Below are 21,029 nucleotides of genomic sequence, written 5' to 3'. Positions count from 1 at the left end.
TTCTGCATCGGGAGGAGCGAGAGGGGAGGGCTCTTTTAAGTTCTTAAGGTGAGGATGAGATATAATGCTCCTGCTCCAAAGATGAGATTTGGGCTCCAGGCGGCGAGAAAGGGGGGGAGTATTCCAAGATAGCCCAGGTTTTTAAAGACACTCCAGAAAACCCAGTAGATTACTACTATGGTTATGCTAAAGAAGATACCCGTTATCGCTCCTCCCTTTTCTCCCCTTAGGGAAAAAGCAAGACCAATGAGGGTGATGATCAGGGTAAGGAAGGGTAAAGCTGTCTTCCAATATAGCTCCACTTCTTCCCTGGTGGTATCTACGCCCGATCCTTTGAGTTCTTTTATGTAGAGCCTCAATTCATTAAAACTCATTTCCTCTGGTTCTCGAATTATCCGACTAAAATAGGAAGGTTCCTCAGGGGGAAAGTGGTTTCTTAATTTATGGAACCTCTTAACGGTTACCTTATTGGCTGAAAAACGAGAGAGCCAACCATCATTGTAACTTAACCATCTACCGGATGCCTTGTCCCATCTGAGTGAGAGGGCGAATATCATTTCTTTAAGGGAAAGAGTTTCCTGATCAAATTCGTAGGCAGTGAATCTTCTGATGACTCCGTGCTCTTCGTCGTACCCTTCATGGTGGAAGATCCGGTTACCCTTACCGAATAGGTACCGGCTTCCTTTTGCCTGACGGTAGGTTTGAGGAGGAGCTCCTTTAATTATCTGGATTATCTCACTAAGTCGTTGATTGGAGTAAGGAAGGATCCGATCCTGGATGAGGAAGACTATTCCGCTTCCTATTAAGGCAAATACAAGAAAGGGGATGAAAAGGCGATAAATGCTTATACCTCCCGCCTTAGCTGCTGTTGTTTCTTTGTTTTTCGCCATAATTCCCAAAGTAACCATAGTCGCCATTAGGATGGAGATCGGAATAATAAAGATAAGTATTTGAGGTAACTTGAATTTGAAAAAATCGACAAGAAGGATGTGTGATAGGTTATTTTTCTCTATTTCTTGGTTCATTTCTATGAAATCTACTAAGGCAAATATGGAATACACCCCGAATAGTACTAAGAAGAAGATAGTGATGAAATTCTTGGTTATATACCGATCGAGTATGCTGGGGAAGGGGATTTTTTTAGAAAAAGAGAAGGAGGCTTCGCTATTAATCATTCTTCTCCTTTTCGCTCTTCGTCGATTTCTAAAGATCTTTCGAATGTTGCTTACGAATACCAACGATTGGTTGCTAAGAAATCTAAGTAAAGAAGATCTGGTTCCTTCGCTAAACTTTATTTTGGCTAACAGGAGGAGGGCAATGGCTCCAAAAAAGATATTGGCCGCCCACATTCCAAGGAAGGGAGGAATTATTCCTTTGTCCCCGAATGCTTCGCCATTGATGAAAAAAGCCCAATAGACAACAAAAACAATAAGTCCAATAACATAGCTTCCTGCCTTTCCACTCCGCCGGAATTTGAGGGCAAAGCTAAACCCAAGGATGCCGAAGACGAGACAAGCAAAGGGGATGGCATATCTTTTGTGATATTCTACCTCAAAATGGAAATGGTTGCCTTTTGGGTTCAATTCTTGAAAGCCAAGACTGGCTACGATCAAATCACCATTTATTCGAAGATGACGGAGAAGGGTAGGGGGGAGTTTGTTTAAAGTAAATTCTCGAGAAAAAACAAGTTTTCCCGAAAAAATAAGAGAAATAATTACGGAAGAGCTATCTTGGGGAAAGGCGGGGGCGATAAACGGCAGAGAAATATACTTCCTCTCCTTGGGTAAGAGGGAAAGGGGGAAGGTATACTCCTTCTCTGAGGAATTTTGGACAAATTTTAATCTAATTTGAAGAGATTTTTTTTCACTGCTTTTGTTTATTAATATTCCTGTTAATCTGCTTTCACCTCGCGTTCTCCATATCTCTTCCCTTAACTCATCCGCTCGCATAGAGCGTTCATCCTTTCCTAAGTTCAACTCAGCTAACGAAGGCATAGAAAGAAGCACCAAATACATATGTTTGAAGTTGGCGAAGCTTGTTCTTTTTTCTGGATCGATGTTAGAGGTCTGATATAGTTTCGCTTCGGATAGTTCCAAGATAAGACGCCTCTTTCGCTTCTCAAAAATAGGGAGCCCTTCTTTGGCCAGGATCACCTGGGACTCGCCAGGATGTCCCTGGTCGAATATGAATACTCGTTTCCACAAGCCAGTTTTTTCGTCTACTTCCGAGATATAAAGGACTTTTCCGGGAAAATCTTCATTGAATACCCTTGGTTTTACTTCTCCTGAGATGATTCGTCCGGAAAGGATCTTGAAATCGAGTTCCCGAAATGATTGGTTCCCCCAGGGAAGGGCGTAGTTCATTAGCCATAGATCGATGAGAAAGAAGAGAAGGGCAAATATCATAATGGGACGGAGAAATCGATAGGGGCTGATCCCTCCAGCAAGGATAGCAGTCACTTCTCCGTCGGAGACGAGTCTGTTCAATCCCACCATTATTCCAAGTAGCACCCCAATAGGGATGGTAAAGACGACAATGCTTGGCGTAAGATAGAGCATCATCTGAAGGATATGCCTCAAATCTACTCCACGGCGGATAAGAAGGTCAGCCAAATGGAGAATGGTGTTCATAAGAAGCAAAAAGCTGAAGATAAAAAGGGAGAGCAAGGTAGGAGGAAAGATCTCTTTTAAGAGATATCGTTCAATTAACCGCATTTAAGGTTCCCATTTCTTTCCTTAAGATAATACCATCTGAAGTCTTCTCTGTAAACCGCATCCTCATAAACCTTAGTTAAAGCTTTTCCCCCTCAATTTTAATGTCTGATAATATATATTATGTTAAATTATGAGGAAGGAAAATATAAAACCACTTTATTTCAGTTTCCGTTTCTTTCCTTTTGGAGATGATTGAAAATCAGGCGCCAGCTGAGCTCTCTTCCTCAAATTGGGTGAAGGGAGAAATCCCTTTAACCCTACCTTCTCCTCCGCCGAAGGACAACTTTTCCTTATATTGAGAGGCTTGTTCAAGTAATTCTTCGGGGGAAAAGGCGTTAACTGGATAGGAGCTGTAGCCGGCAAGTAGGGTTAACGGTTCACTTAACCCTCTAATTCGGAGGTTCCTTCTCGATAGATAGGAGCGGAACCGTTCCAGTGCCTCCTCAACTTGCATCCCAATTTCGGGAAGAAGGACAGCAAAGACATCGTCCTCTAAATGGAAAAGGATATCGCTTTTTCTGAAGTGGCGTTCGATCTCGTAAGCAACCAACTTAATGAGCTGAGTTTTAGAGATCCCTATATTTACCTCAAGGGAGTTAAGGTTGGCGATTTTAAACATCAGTAGACTAAATTTGCCCTGTGTTCGATCTGCTCTCTTCACCTCTTCCAGGAGACGAGCTTCTAGGATCTTCTTGGTGTACATCCCAGTGAGCTCATTGACAGAGGAGAACTGCTTTCGCTCCTCAAAATCACGCAGGTTCCTCAAGGACATCGCAGCATAGAAGGCGAACTTATCCAGTACAATCCGATCGTTCTCAGTAAAAGGAATGGGCGAGAAGGATTCTTCGTCCTGGCGGTTATAGGCGGAAAGTACCCCTAATATCTCTTCCTCCACAATTAAGGGGAAGGCTATCGCCGATTTTATCGCCTCTACCTTAGAAGGGATTGACGCTTCTGTCTCCACCGATTGGCTTTGGAAGGTGGCTAAGCAAAGCTCCCCGTCGTAACGCCTTATCTCATCCGAGAGCCTATCCCCTCCTCGATGATAAAAGGAGGAGATGGGAAGTTTGTTCTCCTTTTTGTTGTAGATTCTGAGGATGACGAATTCGGCGTTAACAAGTTGAACTGCGGAAACGGCTATGGTAAAGGCGAGCTTCTCTCGGTCTATTATGGAGACGAGGGACATTCCCGCTTCGTTGGCAGTGGTAAGGCGTACCGCCGCCTCCCGTTGGCTCTCCGTCTCCAGCTGATTATGAATGGTATCAGCAAGGGTATTAGAGAGACGCTGACAAAGGGAAAGCCGATAATCTGAGCGATCGATCCTTTCGGAGAAAAGGATGCTCATCACGCCGAGAAGTTTATCCTTATGGAGAAGGGGAAGGATGAACTGATACGCCTCACCCATATCCCTATCACCTTCTTTCTTATCTTCATCGAAGATCAAATAACTCGACTGTTCCTTTAGCAAAAGGGGCCTTTTTGTCTTTACTACCTTTCCAATGGCGCCTTTTAACTCCCTAAGTTTGAGAATGCCAAATAAGGAAGGGGTGATATCGGTGGAGGCGCGAAGGGTGAGCTCATCAGCTGGAGATTCCTTCAAGTAGAGGTTTAAGGATTCCAGATTAAGGACATTGGCTATCTCAAGGATCGCTTTCTGAAGCTTATCCTTTAAGGGAAGGGAGAGGCTCACTATCTTTCCTACTGCTTTGGTCAACTGTTGCTCGAGCTGGGTGATCTTGAGTTCCTGATGGGTGGCGATCTCCATAATATATTTTGCCGCTAAGTTGGAGAATTGGGAGAGAAAAACCAGGTCCTCCCGACTGAAAGCGGAGGTCGATCTTTTGTTCCCCACATTGAGGACGCCCAGCACATTATTACCACCCACCTTTATGGGCACGCAAATGGAGGACTTTATCCCGTTCTTCTCTTCTACTCGGGCAAAGCGGAGATCCTCAAACCTCCCGGAAAGGAGTAGTGGTTCCCCAATCTGAGCGACCCGCCCTGCGATCCCCTCCCCTATTCTAGGGAAACGACCGAGAGCATTTATATAATCTGGAGATAGTCCTCTCGCTACCACTAAATAAAGATACTCCCTGCTCCGATTAAGGAGCATCACCGAACCTGTATCAGCCTGGGTAGCCTCCATCGCAGTGGTGAGAAAGAGTTCGTAGAACTCATCTTGATGTTCCGCCAGATTGATCGAGTTCGCAGCTCCAATGAAGTTCTGGAAGATAAATATCCGCCTTTTGGCTAAGTCAACCTCCCCTTCTTCATTGGGTTCCCCTGCGGAAAGCTTCATTCGGATAAGAAAATTGCCACTTTCTCGGTTTAAGATCTTTACCTGGTGAAGATCTAAATTATAAAGAGCCTGATGGATATCCTTATTCCCCGTGGTGTCGATAATTAGAGAAAGCCCCTCTATCTTCTCTAAAGTCCTTAAATCAGAAGAGAAGATAGCTTCGGGAGGGTCGGCAAACTGATAACCATAATCCGCGAGGTGGAAAAGGAGAGCGTCTTCGTTAGGGTCAATCACCGCAGCTACCTCAAATGAGGGAGAAGGAAGTTTCTTGATTAATGCCATCAGCTCAAGACCCGGATAATCCCCCCCGATTATGGCTACCTTTATCTTTTCCTCCTCCATATCTTTTTATCCCTCCACTCTCTTTATCAATCCCATAGCTTCCAACTTCTCAAGAGCCCTTATGACCTCAGTGTTATCTCCACTTTCAGGAAAGAGAAAGTCCTCCAATAGCTCCTCCCCCTTTTTCCTCCTTTCTTCATCTGATTGGGTCATCCCGTCGAGAAGAAGAGATTGAGGGTCTTTCCCTATGGTGACATCGAAGATAGCGGTGATCCCATCCTCTATTAGAAAATCGGCATCCTGCCACCGAAGGAGAAGATGAACCGCCTTTTCTCCTTCGATATTCCCCACATAAGCATGGAGTATCTTCCCATGCTCAAAGAATATTTTCCCCTTCACTCCACCCTTCTCCAGAGTTACGGTGCAAGTTTTCCGGTTCATCCCCAAGATCTGGAGGATATCAGCAAGGCTCATTTGCCCCAGTTTTCCCGATATATTCTTTCTCTCTGGAGGAGGAGTCGTATCTACCCGCTTACTTCGCCTAAGTGCTATTTCTACTCTCGCCCTCAGCTCATCCAAGTCAAACGGTTTGGTTATGTAATCATAAGCTCCAAGCTCAAACGCCTTTATCCGGGGAGAGATCCCCTTCTCTTCAGAGAGAAAAATGAAAGGAATATGAGATGTTTTGTTCTCTTCCTTCAACTGTTTTATAAGAGCCCAACCATCGATCTCTGGTGAAGATGTGTTGGAAAGGACAACATCCGGGATAAGCTTTAAGGATAACTCGTACCCCTCCTTACTGCTACTCGCCGTATATATCTCAAATTCCTCAGGAAAGCTATCCTTAATCTTCTTTACGAAGTTATCATCTTCGTGAATGACAAGAATAACCCCTTTCCCCACTGTTTCCTCCCTTTTGTAAGACAATGATAACATATTTCTCCGTTCTTATCAAGAGTTTAATTTGAAAAGTTAAAGATTTTTTAAATAAAAGGGAATAAAAGTCTACTGAAAGTAAAGATTATCTCCTTCGAGGGTTTGATCTGCCCCATTGCCATTCCCTCTGAGTTTAGACATTTAAAACAGGATGGGATTTCGTCCCAAGAAGGTTCTCCAACCCCTATCCCGAGGTTACGGCTGTCTTTGTTAAACCAGATTTTAGTGGATTCCAGGTCCTATCGATTATGAAAGAGATTATAAGCCTTTTATTCTTATTCGCAATTGGATAACTAAAGATCCGCCACCCATTCTTATTAAGAGTGATGCTGTCAACCTTTTGTCCGTCAAAATATATAGTTAGCTTTACTGGGTTTTTGGATATGTCCGGCCGATAAGCCAATATTGGCAGATATAGTACCCTCCCCTTAATCTCTATTCTCTCTGAAGCAACTCGTTTGGTCCATCGAAATGGGACTTTACCCCCCCATTTCTCCCAGGAATAAAAGCCGTGGTTGGCTATAATTTTATTTTTTGGGAGGCAAACGATTCTAAAGGGAATACTTGCGAAAATGGCAAATATAATGATTAAATAAAGCTTTTTTGAAAAAGAACAAAGGTATTGCTCCCCTTTTACCCTGTAGGGGGTTCCCATTAGGAAGATCAAATAGACAAAGAGCCAAAAGATGAATTGAATCTCTATCAACAGTAAGGGATGTTGGGCTAAACAGCTGACAATAAAGCCAAATATACCGGTTAATATACCTAACGAGGTGGTTTCCCAAAAAGCCTCGGAGGAAAACCTCAAAGCAGTAAACCCGTAGCTGAATATCATCCCGATAAGGTAGAAGAATGCCACTAAGCCCACCAAGCCCAACTCTGCTCCGATCTGGAGGAAATAGTTATGGGCATTTTCTGGGTGCTGAGAATACTTTATCTTGTTCTTGTAATCCTTAAAATGAACGATGAAGGAGCCCACCCCTACCCCAAAAAGTGGGTGGTCTTTTATCATTTCCATCCCCACCTTCCAGTAGGTGCTTAGCCGTTCACTAAATATTTTATCTAACATATTGTTGGAATTTAGGGTGAAAAGGATCAAATCAATTGGGGTGTGAAGGTTTCTTTTAGAGCTGATATTGTACGAGTTAGCGATCGTTATTAGGAAGGGAAGAAGGATAAAAAGCAGAAGTAAACATCAAAACAGCCATTAATGCGGACGCTATGAGCCCTTCTTTGAATGTCAAGTAAAAAATATTTTGTGATATGGAGATACAGTAAAGTATAAGAACCATCTTAGAAATACTATCGGGGTTTTGAACAGAAATATATGTCCTCACCTTTCATCAAACCGTATTTTTTAATTGTAGAATCTCCTAACTGCCGCACATAACTATCGATTTTCACCACAAAACCCGCTTTCTCAAGTCTATCTTTGTAATCTCTCCCATATATCCTTATATGCTCCCTGCCTCCGAAAATACGCCCCCGCTCTTCCGGAGGAAGGCTCGGATCCTCGTAGGTTTTTTCCCGATTTATGTCAATAGGAGATTGGATTATTGCCCAGCCTCCTGGTTTCAAAACACGGTATAATTCCCCCATAGCCTTTTGGTCATCAAGAAGGTGCTCAAGAACATGGTAGCATATAATACAGTCAAATTGATCATCAGGAAAAGGTATCTCTTGAACATCCATCCTTACCATAGCCAAAGGAGAGACTATATCGGCACTGATATAGTCGATGTTAGGAAGAGCCTCACATTTCTCCTTAAAAAAGGGCATCGGAGCAATATCAAGGACCTTCAGCCTCTTCTGGAAGAAATTGGTTCTATTCTTCAAATAGAGCCAAAGGAGGCGATGACGTTCCAAGGAGCCACATTTAGGGCATAAGGCGTTTGGTCTTGGCTGGACCCCGTAGGGGAGAAATTTTCGGAAGTGTCCTCCACAACAAGGACAGGTGAACTTGAACCCAAAGTACCATAGCCTCTTGAGCTTTGTGTAAACCCGTTTAGCCAAAGGATGGAGGGGCTTAGGGATGATGTGTTTAAGTAGTGGTTTTACTACCATACAATTTCTCTCCTTGTTGCCTCTTCTCAAAAGCTCGTTGAAAAAGAAAAAAGACTACGGTAACATTATATCAAGAGATTACAAATTAATAATAGGAGGAGGAGATGCGAAGAATTAAGATATTGGCAATATTAGGCTTAGCGTTTCTTTTAACCGCCTCTCTCTCCCTTGCTCAGATAAGAAGGTCTCCCAAGGATGTCTTCGGTTTCGAGATGGGCGCGGACTACAAACTGGTTCGCTGGGACAAGATGGTGGAATACTTCAAGATGCTCGATGTTCAGTCGGATCGAGTTAAGGTGGTTGAGCTCGGCAAAACGACGATGGGTAATCCTTTCATTATGGTAATCATCTCATCAAAGGAGAACTTGGCAAACCTTGATAAGTACAAGCGTATTCAGAGGATGCTCGCTGATCCCACTGGCCTTTCCGACGCTCGGGCAAGGAAACTCGCTAAAGAGGGAAAGGTCGTTGTCCTGATTAGTTGTAATATTCACTCTACCGAGATCGCCTCGAGCCAGATGTCCCTTGAGTTTGCCTATCAACTCGCCACCGACAATTCGCCTAAGACGAAAAGGATCCTAAATGATGTAATTCTTCTCCTCATACCCTCCCATAATCCCGATGGGCAAATTATGGTGGTCGATTGGTACAACAAATGGTTGGGAACCCAATATGAAGGCTGCCCTCTTCCTTGGCTTTACCATAAATATGTGGGGCACGATAACAACCGTGATGCCTATATGCTTACCCAGAAGGAAACGAGGTTGGTGAACGATGTCCTCTACAAGGAGTGGTTTCCGGAGATAGTTCTCGATGAGCATCAAATGGGAAACCGTGGGGCTCGTCTCTTTATCCCTCCGATGTGTGATCCGATTAATCCCAATATCAACCCTTTAATCTGGAGAGAGATGGAGATAATCGGAGCTCATATGGCAACCGATCTTGAAGCCGCAGGGTGTACTGGGGTGGTTAACTTCGCCTACTATACTGGTTGGTGGGAAGGGGCGTTTCTTCAATCCCCTTGGTGGCACAATATAGTGGGTCTGCTCAGTGAGGCTGCTTCAGTAAGGATCGCTTCTCCAATCTTCCAGAACAAGGATGAGCTTCGGGGGTCTCGCCGCGGGCTTCCCACTTATGCTCCTCATATAAATTTCCCTCACCCTTGGGAGGGCGGCTGGTGGCGTCTTAGGGATATCGTTCGCTACGAGCTTATTATCTCTTACTCCCTCCTCGATACCGCTTCCAGATATAAGGAAGAGTTCAAGTATAACTACTATCTGATGGGGAAAGATGCGATAGAAAAAGGAAAAAAGGAGCCTCCTTTTGCCTTCCTAATTCCTAAAGAACAGTGGGACCCACCAGTAGCAACGAAGATGCTCACCCTCTTGAAAGAGACTGGAGTGAAGATCCATAAAGCAAAAGAGCCCTTCACTATTGAAGGGATTACTTACCCTGCTGGTACCTATGTAATCCTTACTGCTCAACCCTACGGAAGATATGTCAAAGATCTCCTCGAACCACAGAGTTATCCTGATATCAGGGTTTATCCTGGTGGTCCTCCCCTCTTTCCCTACGATCTCTGCGGCTGGACCCTCCCCTATCAGATGGGAGTAAAAGTGGTTCCCATTAACAGTCCGCTCAATGCCGATCTCGTTCCCGTTCATAAGTTTCCCTTCACCCAAGGAAGGTTCTTAGGCAAGGGAAAGAATTACATCTTCTCTCATAAGTTGAATAACAGCGCTATTGCGATAAATAGGCTTCTAAAAGCAGGATATAAGGTCTATTTTGCAAAGGAGAGGCTTACCCTTGGTAAGCGAAGTTTCGCCCCGGGCGCGGTTATCGTTGCTGGAAGAAAAGGAGCCTCTACCCTCCTTTCAAAACTGGCAAAGGAACTTTCACTAACCATCTTTCCTTTCAACCGTTCGCTATCTTCAATCCCAACCTATCGATTAAAGCCTTTAAGGATAGCCCTTTATCAACCCTGGACCGCCAATATGGATGAAGGATGGACCCGTTGGCTCCTCGAGCAGTACGAATTCCCATATACCACCATTCATAATGCGGAGATAAAGGCAGGGGATCTTAAATCGCGTTACGATGTTATTATAATCCCCGATATGTCTCCTGAGCGGATAATCGAGGGAAGGAAAAAGGGAACAATGCCTCCTCAATATTGCGGTGGCATTGGTACTGAAGGGGTGGAGAATCTTAAAACATTCGTCGATGCTGGAGGGACAATCATAGCCCTTGACACCGCTTCGCTACTCTTCATCGGGAAGTTTGGCCTCCCGGTAGTCAATGTAGTCGAGAAGATAAAACCGGATAAATTCTTCTGTCCCGGCTCTATCCTCGAGATAGAGGTGAATAATAATCATCCTATCGCTTATGGGATGCCGGGAAAGACAGCAGCGGTATTTAGAGGGAGCCCGGTATTCAAAGTACTCCCTTCATTCAATTTGAAACCCCAGGTGGTGGCAAAATATCCTAATAAAAACCCTCTTATGAGCGGTTGGTTGATAGGTCCTGACTACTTGAAGAACAAAGCTGCCTTGGTGGAAGTGCCAATAGGCAAAGGCAGGGTAATATTGATAGGATTCCGTTGTCAGCATCGAGCCCAGCCTCATGGTACATTCAAACTGCTCTTCAATTCCATCTATTACGGCTGTTCCTCCAGTGCTGCCGGGAGTAAGACGAGATAACAACCTCAGAGGAAAAAAGGGGGCGAGAATTTCTCGCCCCTTTTTGTTTTATTAATGGACACTTTGAGTATAATTAGGGGAAGAGGAAAGGAGGGGAGAGGGAGGAGTGAAGGATGATCTGAGACTTTTTCAGTGGACGGTTTTCTTTCTCATTTTAGCCCTTGTACACCTTGGATGCCGTTCTACTGCTCCTTCTATTCCCACTGAGCCGGGCAAGGTCATTTCAGGAAAAAGTAAGGGTGTTTCTCTTGATTATTATCCTTTGTGGGAGGAGTACTTTCAGAGGAATATAAATCTCCGCCTGGGAGATGATACAGTAGCAGATAAGTTGATGGGAGCGCTCTACCAGATCGATACCAAGTTTGTTCGCATTCCCATAGGCCAGAGGGCAAATGACGAGGTGGTCCACCGATTTGCCTCTCGTTTTGAGACCTTGGGTATATTGGACAAATGGGCTCTTTTTGATAAGGATGGGTCGATAAAACCGCTTGAGGATTGGAAGGAGTATATCGATAGCGTCATCGCCACCTTTCCCGAGATAAGATACTGGGAGGGACCGAACGAGCCTCTAAATATATCCCCTGATCTCAATATCCCTGAATTCGTGGCTCGGATGAAGTGGTGTCATTCATATTTTGCAAAAAGGGGCTTCACTTTCATCGTGTCATTCCCTGGAGGTGATGTTCTCGATGGACCAGATCATCTTAAGAGGTTCATCGATGCAGGATTGGGAGATATCAATGGAGTAATTCTAAACATCCATACTTATCTGAGCGCTGTTCTCCTCGAAGACTATCTCATACAAATAAATCGGGTGAAGAACGCCCGAGTATGGGTAACTGAGTGCGGTGTACCCTACTGGGATCTTCAACTTCCCTATGTTAGCAACGACTACTACCTGATTCTCACCAAGCTAAATCCGGAAAGGGTTTTCTGGTGGTGTCTTTGGGATGGAGATGAAGCGGTGGGATGGAGCGAATGGTCCCTTATTAAAATTGGTACTAATGGAGAGATAATACCTTCGCCAATGTATGCCATTCTTTCCAAAAAAAGGGGGAAAGGGGGAAATCTCCTCTCCTTTCTCTCTCCGGACGAGGTTAAAGAGAAAGCCCCCTTCATTAAATAGAAAGGGGCTTCTCTTTCTTCATTTAACTTTTATTTACCTACATTTGCCTTTAAAACGCGAAGGAAATTTCCTCCGAGTATTTTTCTGATTTCCTCTTCAGTATAGCCCCGTTTTAATAGTTCTCTGGTAATGTTAGGTAGTTTGCTCACATCCTCAAGTCCTTCCGGGGTGTTGGATATGCCGTCGAAGTCGGAGCCAAGGCCTACATGGTCCACTCCCGCTATCTTCACCGCATGATCGATATGGTCGACGAGGACACTCAGTGGCACCGGTTTTACTTTACTCCTCGCCTCACGATAGAGAGCCATTATCTTCTTCCGCATAACATCTGGTTGATCCTTATATTCTTTGCGCAGCTTCTCCACCTTAGGTCGGAGCTCCTCTCGTACTTTTTCACTTTCCTTCCAATAGCGGGTGCTAAGGAAGCTGGGGGAATAATTTATCCCGATCACTCCGCCGTTTTTAGCCAGGGCTCGGAGCTCATCGTCCTTTAGATTGCGATAATGGGGGTTCAGAGCATAACAGCAGGAATGTGAGGCAATTATAGGTTTCTTAGCCACTTCAATAACATCCCAGAAGGTGGAATCGGCAACATGGGATACATCGACGATCATTCCCAACCGGTTCATCTCCCGGACAACCTCCCGGCCGAAATCGGTTAGTCCCCCATGATTGGGAATGGTCTGTTCTGGACCCGAGGCATCTGCCCAATTGTTGTTATTCATCCAGGTAAGGGTCATATACCGAACTCCAAGTCGGTAAAAAGTACGAAGAGCAGCGAGGTCATCCTCAATCGCATGCCCCCCTTCAATAGCGAGTATTGCTGCTATCTTGCCCTCCTTGTTTATCCGAATGACATCAGAGGCGCTATAAGCAATCTCCATCTTGTCGGGGTGTCTCGCTACCTCACGATATAAAGCATCGATCATATCTATAGTGCGCTTGATGCAATGGTCAGGCATATAACGGGGATGGACGAAACAGGCGAAGAACTGAGCATCAAGTCCGCCCTCGATCATCCTTGGGATATCAATATGTCCCTTGTTGCTCCTTATGCCCAAGTCAACTCCCCCATCGAGCACCCGCCCAATAGTATCACAGTGGCCGTCAATGACGATCGCATTGAAGTGCACCTTCTTCACCTGAGCCTCATTGATCTGTTTTGTTTGAGAGAAGGCAACGGTAAAGCCTAAAAAAATGAATAAAACAATTAGATACCCACTCCTTCTCATTTCAACAATCTCCTTTCTTATTCTCAAACATTTCATTATACTACTTTTCGAGATGAGGAGAAGAATTAAAATCATTTTCGAGAGAATCGAGGGACAAAATGGGATTGAAGGAATTATACACTGCAATGGGGTCTGCCGAGGCAGAGGTAATAAAGGGGCTTCTCGAGGCTAATGGCATAAGATGTCTCCTCCGGGGAAACATCGCACAAGGCGTATATCCCTTCACTGTAAATGGACTTGGAGAGATAAAAGTCCTTGTTAATGAGGAGGATTATGAACGAGCAGTAAAAATCATTAAGGAAGAAAAGAAAGAATAAGTTGGAGTAATATACTGGCTAAGATCGAGAATTAGAGGGTGGTTTTCTTAAAAGATCTATAAGGGAGGCACGGGTAATAGCTTGGTCGCCAAATCGGTCTGCTATTTTATCCTCCGCCTCCAATAACTTTTCTTCTTTATCCTCAAAAAGGGGGAGTTGTCGCTTTTCCCTTGGCTCCAATTTACTTATCCCAATACCGATAAGACGAGCAGTCAACCTCCTCTTTTTGATAAACGAGAGGAGGCACTTCGCCTCTTTGTATATCTCCTCTGCTGAGTCCAAAGGATAAGAGAGGGTTTTGCTTCTGGTTAGGGTAGTGAAATCGGGGAAGCGAAATTTGAGGGTGATGGTTCGCCCCTGAAATCCACGCTTCCTTAGCCGTCTGGCTAATCTTTCTGCGATCAGCAGAAGCTCCTTTTCTATGAGTTCTTTTTGTGAAATATCCTCCTCAAAAGTGACTTCGTGTGATATGGACTTCGGCTTCCCTGGAGGAAGCACCGGGCTGTGGTCGATCCCCTGAGCCATCTCCCATAGCTTTCGCCCCATCTCTCCAAAGAGTGAGGTGAGCTCCTCTTCAGAGAGTTTAGCCAGCTCTCCTACCCTTTCGATCCCCATCCGGAGGAGTTTTGCCTCAAGCTTCATTCCCACCCCGTAAAGTCGGGCTATGGAAAGCGGTGCTAAAAACTCCTTCACCTTTTCGGGCTTTACCTCAAGAAGACCATCAGGCTTGCTGACGCTAGAGGCGATTTTGGCTATTAGCTTGTTGGGAGCCACCCCTATTGAAGCGGTTAAACCCTCCTCCTTCCGGATTGCCTCTTTGATAAGGAAGGCAATCCTCATTCCGGAGCCGAACAGGCGGATACTGCCCGTTACATCGAGGAAGGCTTCGTCGATACTTACCGGCTCGACAGCTGGGGTGAAGCGTTTTAGTATCCTCATTATTCTCTTAGAAACCTCTTGATATCGCTTCATATCGACGGGAAGAAAGTGGGCGTGAGGACAGCGAAAATAGGCGTAGGAGATGGGCATGGCGGAGTGTATGCCGTATTTTCTCGCCTCGTAAGAACAAGCGGAAACTACTCCCCTCCCCTTTCCTCCTTTGGGGTCCGCCCCCACGATTACCGGCTTTCCTTTTAACTCCGGATGGTCCCTTTGCTCTATCGAAGCGAAAAAGGCATCCATATCTACATGGAGAATCACCCGGGCCATATCTCCCCAGCCTCAATTTTTATGTGGCTCTTTACCAATAGCTTACAATATAGAGGGGAAAAACGCATCAATTAATTCGGTCGAATAAAAAACCTCCCTTTTGGGGAGGAGGATCGATAAACGGAGGACGGAAGAATTTAAGGAGCAGTTGGAGTTAAGATCCTTACCTCAACCTTACAAAGCTTTCTGAACTTCTCCGCATCCTTTATGGAACCCACTATGGTGCCGTAATGCATTGGTATTGCTACCTGGGGCATAATGGTGTTTGCCGCTCGAGCTGCTTCTTCGGCGTTCATCGTATAAGTCCCGCCGACGGGAAGAAAGGCAATGTCAGCTTTAATATCCTTCATTTCCGGGATGAAATCGGTATCGCCAGCGTGGTAAATGTGCACTCCATTGATGGTTATTATGTAACCCACCCATCCATTCTCCTTGGGATGGAAGGGCTTACCGATATTGTACGCTGGAACAGCCTCTATCTCCACATCCTTAACCCTGATCTTATCACCCGGCTTCACGATTTTGATCTCTCCTTTAAGCTTAGCCGCCGTGTCCTGAGTAGCAACTATTATCGTGTCCTCTTTCTGAATCTTAGCTATATCTTCGGGGGAGCAGTGATCGTAATGCGGATGGGTTATTAGGATGATATCCGCTTTCTCTCCATCGGTTAACTTCCAAGGGTCTATATATATTACCGGAGGACCAGTTATTTTGAAACTGGCGTGACCTAACCACTTGATCTTTTCCAACATTCTATTTACCTCCGAGGTTACAGGGGATAAAAGATGGGAGGGAGTAGGCTTACCGAAGGTACCTCCCAGGCTTAAGAACCCCATCCCAAAAAGGATAACCCATACCACTACTATCGGTTTATGTCTTCTCATCTCTCCCTCCTATGAGGAACTTAACTATTATATTGTATTTGCGATAAAACACATATGTCAAGGGAATAGCTGGGAACTCTCCATCACAATCTACCTCCACTACCTAAGAGCTCGATTTTAGAAGCAACTACCCTCTTTATCTCCTCTTTGGCTGATTTGAGTATCTTCCTTGGGTCAAAGACATCCGGATTTTTAGCCAGAAGTTCCCTGATACCAGCGGTGAAGGCAAGGCGAATATCGGTATCAATGTTAACCTTGGTTATTCCTCTCCTTACTGCTTCCTTTATATCCTTTTCGGGAACGCCTTTTGGTTTTCCTAAGGTGGCGCCATAACGCTCCGCTTTTTCTACCAGCTCCGGAACCACACTCGATGCTCCATGAAGAACAAGGGGGGCATCAACCTTACTTGCTATCTCTGAGAGCCGGTCAAAATCGAGTTTCGGTTCTCCTTTGAATTTATAGGCTCCATGCGAGGTGCCAATGGCTACCGCCAAGGTATCGCAACCTGTCTCCTCCACAAAGGAAACCGCTTCATCAGGATCGGTAAAGGTTGCCTCCCGCTCGGATACAGAAACAAGATCCTCTTTCCCTCCGATCCTTCCCAGTTCAGCCTCAACCGATACCCCGATCGAATGAGCGATCCGCACCACCTCCTTGGTGAGGGCGATGTTCTCTTCCAAAGAAAGATGAGAGCCGTCAATCATTACTGAAGTCCAACCATAGCGTAATGCAGAAATTACCGTTTCGAGGTCCTTTCCGTGGTCGAGATGAAACGATACCGGGATACTTGCCTCGTAGCAAGGGAGCGCACTATCGCACTTATCTCCTTGGCGCCGGCGTATTTCATCGCTGAAGGAGAGGTCGCTATAATCACTGGGGATCTCATCTCCTCAGCCACCTCGATTATCGCCTGGGTGATCTCCAGATTGCTCGTGTTGAAAGCGGGAATGGCATACCCCCCCTCTTTTGCCTTTTTTTGTAATTCCAAATTATTGGTAAGCCCCATCGATTACTCCTTCCTTTCTACTAAAAGAAGCTGGATATCCATCACATTGGTATTGGTAGGACCAGTAATTAACAGGCCACCGGTCTCCTTGAAAAAGGTATAGGAATCGTTTCGAAGGAGATATTCCCTCGGGTCGATGTTCATTCTTCGCATCCTCTCGATAACCGCGTAATCCACTATTGCCCCCGCTGCTTCCGTTGGTCCATCACTGCCGTCGGTCCCACCGCTAAGAAAAACAATCTCCTTCATTATATCCTCTGTCTCAATGAGAAAGGAAAGGGCAAGTTCCATATTTCTCCCTCCTTTCCCCTTTCCCCTCACCTTTACCGTGGTCTCACCTCCAGATATCACCAAAGCTGGAGGAGGAACGGGTTTTTCCTTCTCCTTTATCTCCCGGGCTATTCCGGAAAATACCTTGGCTATCTCCTTCGCTTCCCCCTCAAGGGAACTGGTGAGAAGGATTGTGTTATAACCTTTTCTTTTCCCCTCCTCCTCTATTGCATAAAGTGCCCTTCGATTATCGCCTATAAGTATATTTGTAGTTCGAGATAAGGCGGGATCATCCATCTTGGGCGTTTCTTCTGCTTCACCTGCTATACCCTGCTCTATTCTTTGCCTTATAGATGAGGGGACCTCATCCCATATCCCATAGTTAATGAGCACCTCCTTGGCTTGATTATAGGTGGTGCTGTCCGGAGCAGTGGGACCTGAGCCGATGTCCTCAAACCTTCCTCCAATGACATCGGAGAGAATCAAAGAGATGACCGAGGCAGGATAAGCTGTTTTGGCGAGGTTGCCCCCCTTAATCGCAGAGATGTGCTTTCGCACCGTGTTTATCTCCCTTATCTTTGCCCCGGATTTGAGGAGAAGCTCAGTGGTTTTGACCTTCTCTGCAAACGAGATGCTGGGAGCAGGAAGGGTTAAAAGGGAAGATGCCCCTCCAGAAAGAAGGAAGAGAAGGAGATCCTTCTCACCGAGTTTTTCCGCTAAACGAAATATCCTTTTTCCCGCCTCTAAACTCTGAGCATTAGGATAAGGATGTCCTCCCTCGATCACCTCGATCCGGCATAAAGGGAGGGTATGTCCTTCTTTTACCACTATTATCCCTGAATCTATGTATTCAGGAAGTATCTTCTCTAATGTTTCCCCCATTGCGGCAACACATTTACCCGCTCCTGCCACTACTATCCTCTGATAATTCCTAAGGTTGAGAGAGAGATCATTGATATAAAGAAAATCCCCCTCTCGCCTAACCCTCTCTCGGATTAGGTTACCACCCGCCACCTTGGTAAGGGCGTAATTGAAAAGATGAAGGGCGTCATTCAGGAGAGCCCTTTGTGCCTTCATCCTTCCCCTTTTTTCTTCTGTTTTTCCCCTCGGTTTTCTTCTTCGTGGTAGGTTTTTTCTTAGCGCCTGTGGCTTTCGCGTAATATTCGAAATAAGTCTTTATCCCCTTTCCGCCAGGGGCGACCGGGCAGGCGAGCTTTCCCTTTTTACCCTGGGCAGTGCAGGTATGAAGGCAGCCCTTTTTTGTTATTACTATTTCGTGGATGCTTTTTTCCTGCTTATTCCTTTCGAATATGGTCGTTTTGAGGTGAAAATGGGAACATACTACATATATCTCCTTCTCATTGCTCTTTTCCAAGTTGATCCTTTCCGGAGGCATTACCCCCATTTTGCGATCCTCCTTATTATTTTATTGCCATTTTGATCTCCGCCACTTTACTCGGTATATCGGTTATGATCAAGCTGTTAGTTCGAGGGTCTGCCATCACTTTCCCCCTTTTGGAAAGGAATTTCCTGACGATCTGGGCAACATCTCGGCAATCAGCATAGGAGAGGGGAATGATCACGGTCATAAGCGGAGCGGATAGGAGCCTTCTTTCTCTTAACTCTGATTTTTCCCTTTCTTCTTCAATAAACCGGGAGATGGGAGCGACATAGAGTATCCCTTCAGATAACTCGGCATATAGTCCCGCTGCCCGGAGAAGAGATGGAAGTGCGCGACTTATCGGTACATCCTTGAAGAAAACGGTGATTTTTCCCTTGACATCCGGGGAGACCACCAAGTCCACTCCCAACGCCTGAGCGAAGAGCTTTAGGATTTCCCTTATTTCGCCTTCCTTGATGTCAAGGGTAACCTTTGGTTCGGCTTCCTCCTGGGCAAAGACATATCCTACTACTATTAGGAGAAAGATAATCGTGGAAAGGCGAATCACTTTCTCTCCTTTAGATTACCACTATCTCTTCAGAAGTAGTAGTAAGCTTTTCTAGTTCGTTCTCTCTTATAATGTAGGTATTTTCTATTCCTGCTCCACCAATCCCGGGGAAGAAGAACTTAGGTTCAACTGCCAAGGTCATACCAGGGACAAGAGCATATTTCATCTTTGGGGCGATAACCGGGGGCTCATCGAGCTCAAGCCCGATACCGTGGGCGACAAACCTGACCTTATTCGGACCACATCCCATAAAGTTGTCCTCATAAGGGGAAGAGGAAACGAGCGATATTACCTTCTGATAGATATCCTCACAGATGGATCCAGGACGAAGGAGGTCTTCGATCCTTCTCGTGAGCTCGATGGAGAATCTATGGGCATCCCGAATGACTTTGGGAACATTTTTTAAAGCAAATACCCGGGTTTTGTCTACCAGATATCCGTTTACCCCAGCGACGAGGTCACAGATTATCGGCTCTCCCACTCTTATTTTCCTCCTTCCGGGAGAACAAGGGGAAGCAGGACCAAGTCCGGAGACCCCCACCGGTCCATCGAAGGGGGTGGGAAGGCAGGCACTATCACCTACAGCGATCCCTCCGAAATGCATCTCCTGCCCGAAGCGACGGAGACGGACAAAACCTTGATGCCCCTCTTTTAAGAACTCCTCCTCTATTCTCGCGGCAAGCTCGATCTCCTCCTCACCAGCCTCGATCAATTCAGGGATCCGAGAGAATACCTTGTTGATCACATCAGCTGCCCTTCTCATCTGAGAAAGTTCATACTCCGACTTTATCATTCTCAAATCCATAATGAATGGGGTTCCGTTAACTACCTCCGCTTTGGGGAAGATCTCTCTTATCCTCAAGTAAATTGAGCTGGGAAGGACATCGAATTCGAGGGCGATCCTATTTGGCTCTCCGATTCCACATTCAGCAAGAACGCTTGGCAACTTAGAGAGGCTGAAGGGCAGTAGCAAAGAAATCGGAGTCTCCTTTTTGGCTCTGTCGATACCTCTTTTTATCTCGAGGAATGGCTCTCCTTCCTTAGGTACTGCCAAAAGTCCATCGAGCATCGTCCCTGAGAAATAAAACCGATCGACCGGCTGGAAGACGAGGAAAAGGTCTACTTCTTCCTTCCTAACCCTCCCTTGAAGAAGTTTTATCCTATTTTCTATCTCTTTGGTAGGGATCTGGGCCATCGTTTTCCGCTCCTAATAGATATAGAAGAAGCCAGGGGTAAGCCCCCTGGCTATTTTTTTAACTCGTTTTATCTCCCTTTCCTTTTGAATAGGTATTTCCCATCGTAGAGGTTGTTACCGCGCTCGTTATAAACGGCGAATTTAAACCCACTGCGGATAGAAAAGGCGCCGAACTTACAATCCTCCCTCAAAGCTACAAAGTTCACTTGAAAATTCGCTTTCCCCTTATTCACCTTCACTATGCGTTCAGCGGCTGCCCGGCAAGCTTCATCTGGATCCATTCCCTTTCGCATATTCTCAACCACATAGTAAGAACCGCAGGTCCTTATCACCTCCTCACCCCTACCAGTGGCGCCAGCAGCCCCTACTTCCTGATCCACATAGAGGCCAGCACCAATGATTGGGGAATCACCCACCCTACCATCGAGTTTGAAGGGAAGCCCTGAGGTGGTGGTTATACCACTTATATTGCCCTCAGCATCGATAGCGAGGACATTGATCGTCCCCTCATGGAGCCAGAGCTCGTCAAAAACAGCAGCAAATTCAGGATATTTATTCCGCCAATCAGCCGGTGGAAGCCAATCGTCCCTATCGCTCATCGTTTCCTTCCAAAGGAGCCATATCTTTCTCGCTTTTTCAGTAAGAAGATTGGTCTTCTTGAACCCATGGGCTAAGGCGAACTTCAAGGCTCCTTCTCCCACTAAGAATATCCGAGTGGTCCTCTCCATTACCAATCGGGCTACCGACGAGGGAGTGGCGATATTCTCGAGGGCACCAACCGCTCCAGCACCAAAAGTTGGTCCATACATCACCGAGGCATCGAGCTGAACCACTCCTTCTTCGTTGG

16 protein-coding genes and 1 pseudogene are annotated in these 21,029 nt (G+C 45.7%); 3 read left to right on the top strand and 14 right to left on the bottom strand.

Annotated elements, in window-relative coordinates:
* Positions 1 to 35 precede the first annotated feature (35 nt).
* From J7L64_01515 to J7L64_01495, 5 genes are all read right to left on the bottom strand, one after another.
* Positions 36 to 2,714: an LptF/LptG family permease gene (locus J7L64_01515; protein ID MCD6451030.1), complete on the bottom strand. Its 2,679-nt coding sequence runs from the start codon at positions 2,712 to 2,714 to the stop codon at positions 36 to 38.
* A 199-nt stretch (positions 2,715 to 2,913) separates the two neighbouring features.
* Complete coding sequence (locus J7L64_01510) at positions 2,914 to 5,355, bottom strand: GAF domain-containing protein (GenBank protein ID MCD6451029.1); 2,442 nt, start codon at positions 5,353 to 5,355, stop codon at positions 2,914 to 2,916.
* A gap of 6 nt (positions 5,356 to 5,361) precedes the next feature.
* Positions 5,362 to 6,198: a DUF4388 domain-containing protein gene (locus J7L64_01505; GenBank protein ID MCD6451028.1), complete on the bottom strand. Its 837-nt coding sequence runs from the start codon at positions 6,196 to 6,198 to the stop codon at positions 5,362 to 5,364.
* 217 nt (positions 6,199 to 6,415) lie between these two features.
* Positions 6,416 to 7,417, bottom strand: coding sequence for an O-antigen ligase family protein (locus J7L64_01500; GenBank protein ID MCD6451027.1), 1,002 nt, complete (start codon positions 7,415 to 7,417; stop codon positions 6,416 to 6,418).
* 116 nt (positions 7,418 to 7,533) lie between these two features.
* Entirely contained in the window at positions 7,534 to 8,295 is a 762-nt protein-coding gene (locus J7L64_01495) for a methyltransferase domain-containing protein (GenBank protein MCD6451026.1), read from the bottom strand.
* A gap of 104 nt (positions 8,296 to 8,399) precedes the next feature.
* Between J7L64_01495 and J7L64_01490 the strand changes: the two genes are divergently transcribed.
* A complete protein-coding gene (locus J7L64_01490; protein ID MCD6451025.1) occupies positions 8,400 to 10,994 on the top strand; it encodes a hypothetical protein in 2,595 nt (864 codons plus the stop codon).
* Positions 10,995 to 11,100: 106 nt separating this feature from the next.
* Positions 11,101 to 12,120, top strand: coding sequence for a hypothetical protein (locus J7L64_01485; protein MCD6451024.1), 1,020 nt, complete (start codon positions 11,101 to 11,103; stop codon positions 12,118 to 12,120).
* Between the two features lie 29 nt (positions 12,121 to 12,149).
* Here J7L64_01485 and J7L64_01480 read toward each other — a convergent pair whose 3' ends face one another.
* Positions 12,150 to 13,352 (bottom strand): dipeptidase, encoded by a 1,203-nt coding sequence (locus tag J7L64_01480; protein ID MCD6451023.1) that lies wholly within the window; start codon positions 13,350 to 13,352, stop codon positions 12,150 to 12,152.
* Between the two features lie 98 nt (positions 13,353 to 13,450).
* Here J7L64_01480 and J7L64_01475 point away from each other — a divergent pair, with 98 nt between their 5' ends.
* A complete protein-coding gene (locus J7L64_01475) occupies positions 13,451 to 13,669 on the top strand; it encodes a DUF2007 domain-containing protein (GenBank protein ID MCD6451022.1) in 219 nt (72 codons plus the stop codon).
* 18 nt (positions 13,670 to 13,687) lie between these two features.
* Here J7L64_01475 and dinB read toward each other — a convergent pair whose 3' ends face one another.
* The 8 genes and pseudogenes from dinB to J7L64_01435 form a co-directional block, all read right to left on the bottom strand.
* The gene (gene dinB, locus J7L64_01470) at positions 13,688 to 14,878 is read right to left on the bottom strand and encodes a DNA polymerase IV (GenBank protein MCD6451021.1); all 1,191 of its coding nucleotides are present in this window, start codon (positions 14,876 to 14,878) and stop codon (positions 13,688 to 13,690) included.
* 137 nt (positions 14,879 to 15,015) lie between these two features.
* Positions 15,016 to 15,630, bottom strand: coding sequence for an MBL fold metallo-hydrolase (locus J7L64_01465; GenBank protein ID MCD6451020.1), 615 nt, complete (start codon positions 15,628 to 15,630; stop codon positions 15,016 to 15,018).
* A 215-nt stretch (positions 15,631 to 15,845) separates the two neighbouring features.
* Positions 15,846 to 16,768 (bottom strand): annotated as a pseudogene (gene fba, locus J7L64_01460) (class II fructose-1,6-bisphosphate aldolase).
* Positions 16,769 to 16,771: 3 nt separating this feature from the next.
* Positions 16,772 to 18,115 (bottom strand): glycerate kinase, encoded by a 1,344-nt coding sequence (locus J7L64_01455; GenBank protein MCD6451019.1) that lies wholly within the window; start codon positions 18,113 to 18,115, stop codon positions 16,772 to 16,774.
* Positions 18,087 to 18,443, bottom strand: a complete 357-nt coding sequence (locus tag J7L64_01450) for a hypothetical protein (protein ID MCD6451018.1) — start codon at positions 18,441 to 18,443, stop codon at positions 18,087 to 18,089. The genes J7L64_01455 and J7L64_01450 overlap by 29 nt, the downstream gene beginning before the upstream one ends.
* Before the next feature lie 16 nt (positions 18,444 to 18,459).
* The gene (locus J7L64_01445; GenBank protein ID MCD6451017.1) at positions 18,460 to 18,987 is read right to left on the bottom strand and encodes a hypothetical protein; all 528 of its coding nucleotides are present in this window, start codon (positions 18,985 to 18,987) and stop codon (positions 18,460 to 18,462) included.
* 10 nt (positions 18,988 to 18,997) lie between these two features.
* On the bottom strand, positions 18,998 to 20,182 hold the full coding sequence (locus tag J7L64_01440) for an aminopeptidase P family protein (GenBank protein ID MCD6451016.1): 1,185 nt from the start codon (positions 20,180 to 20,182) through the stop codon (positions 18,998 to 19,000).
* A gap of 68 nt (positions 20,183 to 20,250) precedes the next feature.
* Positions 20,251 to 21,029 (bottom strand): N(4)-(beta-N-acetylglucosaminyl)-L-asparaginase (locus J7L64_01435; GenBank protein ID MCD6451015.1); only part of this gene is annotated, 779 nt, incomplete at its 5' end.

Source organism: Acidobacteriota bacterium (assembly GCA_021161905.1).
Lineage (GTDB): Bacteria > Acidobacteriota > B3-B38 > Guanabaribacteriales > JAGGZT01 > JAGGZT01.
Note: the sequence above shows the minus strand (reverse complement) of the source record. Positions and strands in the feature narration are given on the sequence as shown.

Excerpts from the sequence above, each read along its gene's own strand:
- J7L64_01515 (MCD6451030.1), bottom strand. The coding sequence starts at position 2,714 with ATGCGGTTAATTGAACGATATCTCTTAAAAGAGATCTTTCCTCCTACC.
- J7L64_01510 (MCD6451029.1), bottom strand. The coding sequence starts at position 5,355 with ATGGAGGAGGAAAAGATAAAGGTAGCCATAATCGGGGGGGATTATCCG.
- J7L64_01495 (MCD6451026.1), bottom strand. The coding sequence starts at position 8,295 with ATGGTAGTAAAACCACTACTTAAACACATCATCCCTAAGCCCCTCCAT.
- J7L64_01490 (MCD6451025.1), top strand. The coding sequence starts at position 8,400 with ATGCGAAGAATTAAGATATTGGCAATATTAGGCTTAGCGTTTCTTTTA.
- J7L64_01480 (MCD6451023.1), bottom strand. The coding sequence starts at position 13,352 with ATGAGAAGGAGTGGGTATCTAATTGTTTTATTCATTTTTTTAGGCTTT.
- J7L64_01475 (MCD6451022.1), top strand. The coding sequence starts at position 13,451 with ATGGGATTGAAGGAATTATACACTGCAATGGGGTCTGCCGAGGCAGAG.
- dinB (MCD6451021.1), bottom strand. The coding sequence starts at position 14,878 with ATGGCCCGGGTGATTCTCCATGTAGATATGGATGCCTTTTTCGCTTCG.
- J7L64_01465 (MCD6451020.1), bottom strand. The coding sequence starts at position 15,630 with ATGTTGGAAAAGATCAAGTGGTTAGGTCACGCCAGTTTCAAAATAACT.
- J7L64_01455 (MCD6451019.1), bottom strand. The coding sequence starts at position 18,115 with ATGAAGGCACAAAGGGCTCTCCTGAATGACGCCCTTCATCTTTTCAAT.
- J7L64_01450 (MCD6451018.1), bottom strand. The coding sequence starts at position 18,443 with ATGGGGGTAATGCCTCCGGAAAGGATCAACTTGGAAAAGAGCAATGAG.
- J7L64_01440 (MCD6451016.1), bottom strand. The coding sequence starts at position 20,182 with ATGGCCCAGATCCCTACCAAAGAGATAGAAAATAGGATAAAACTTCTT.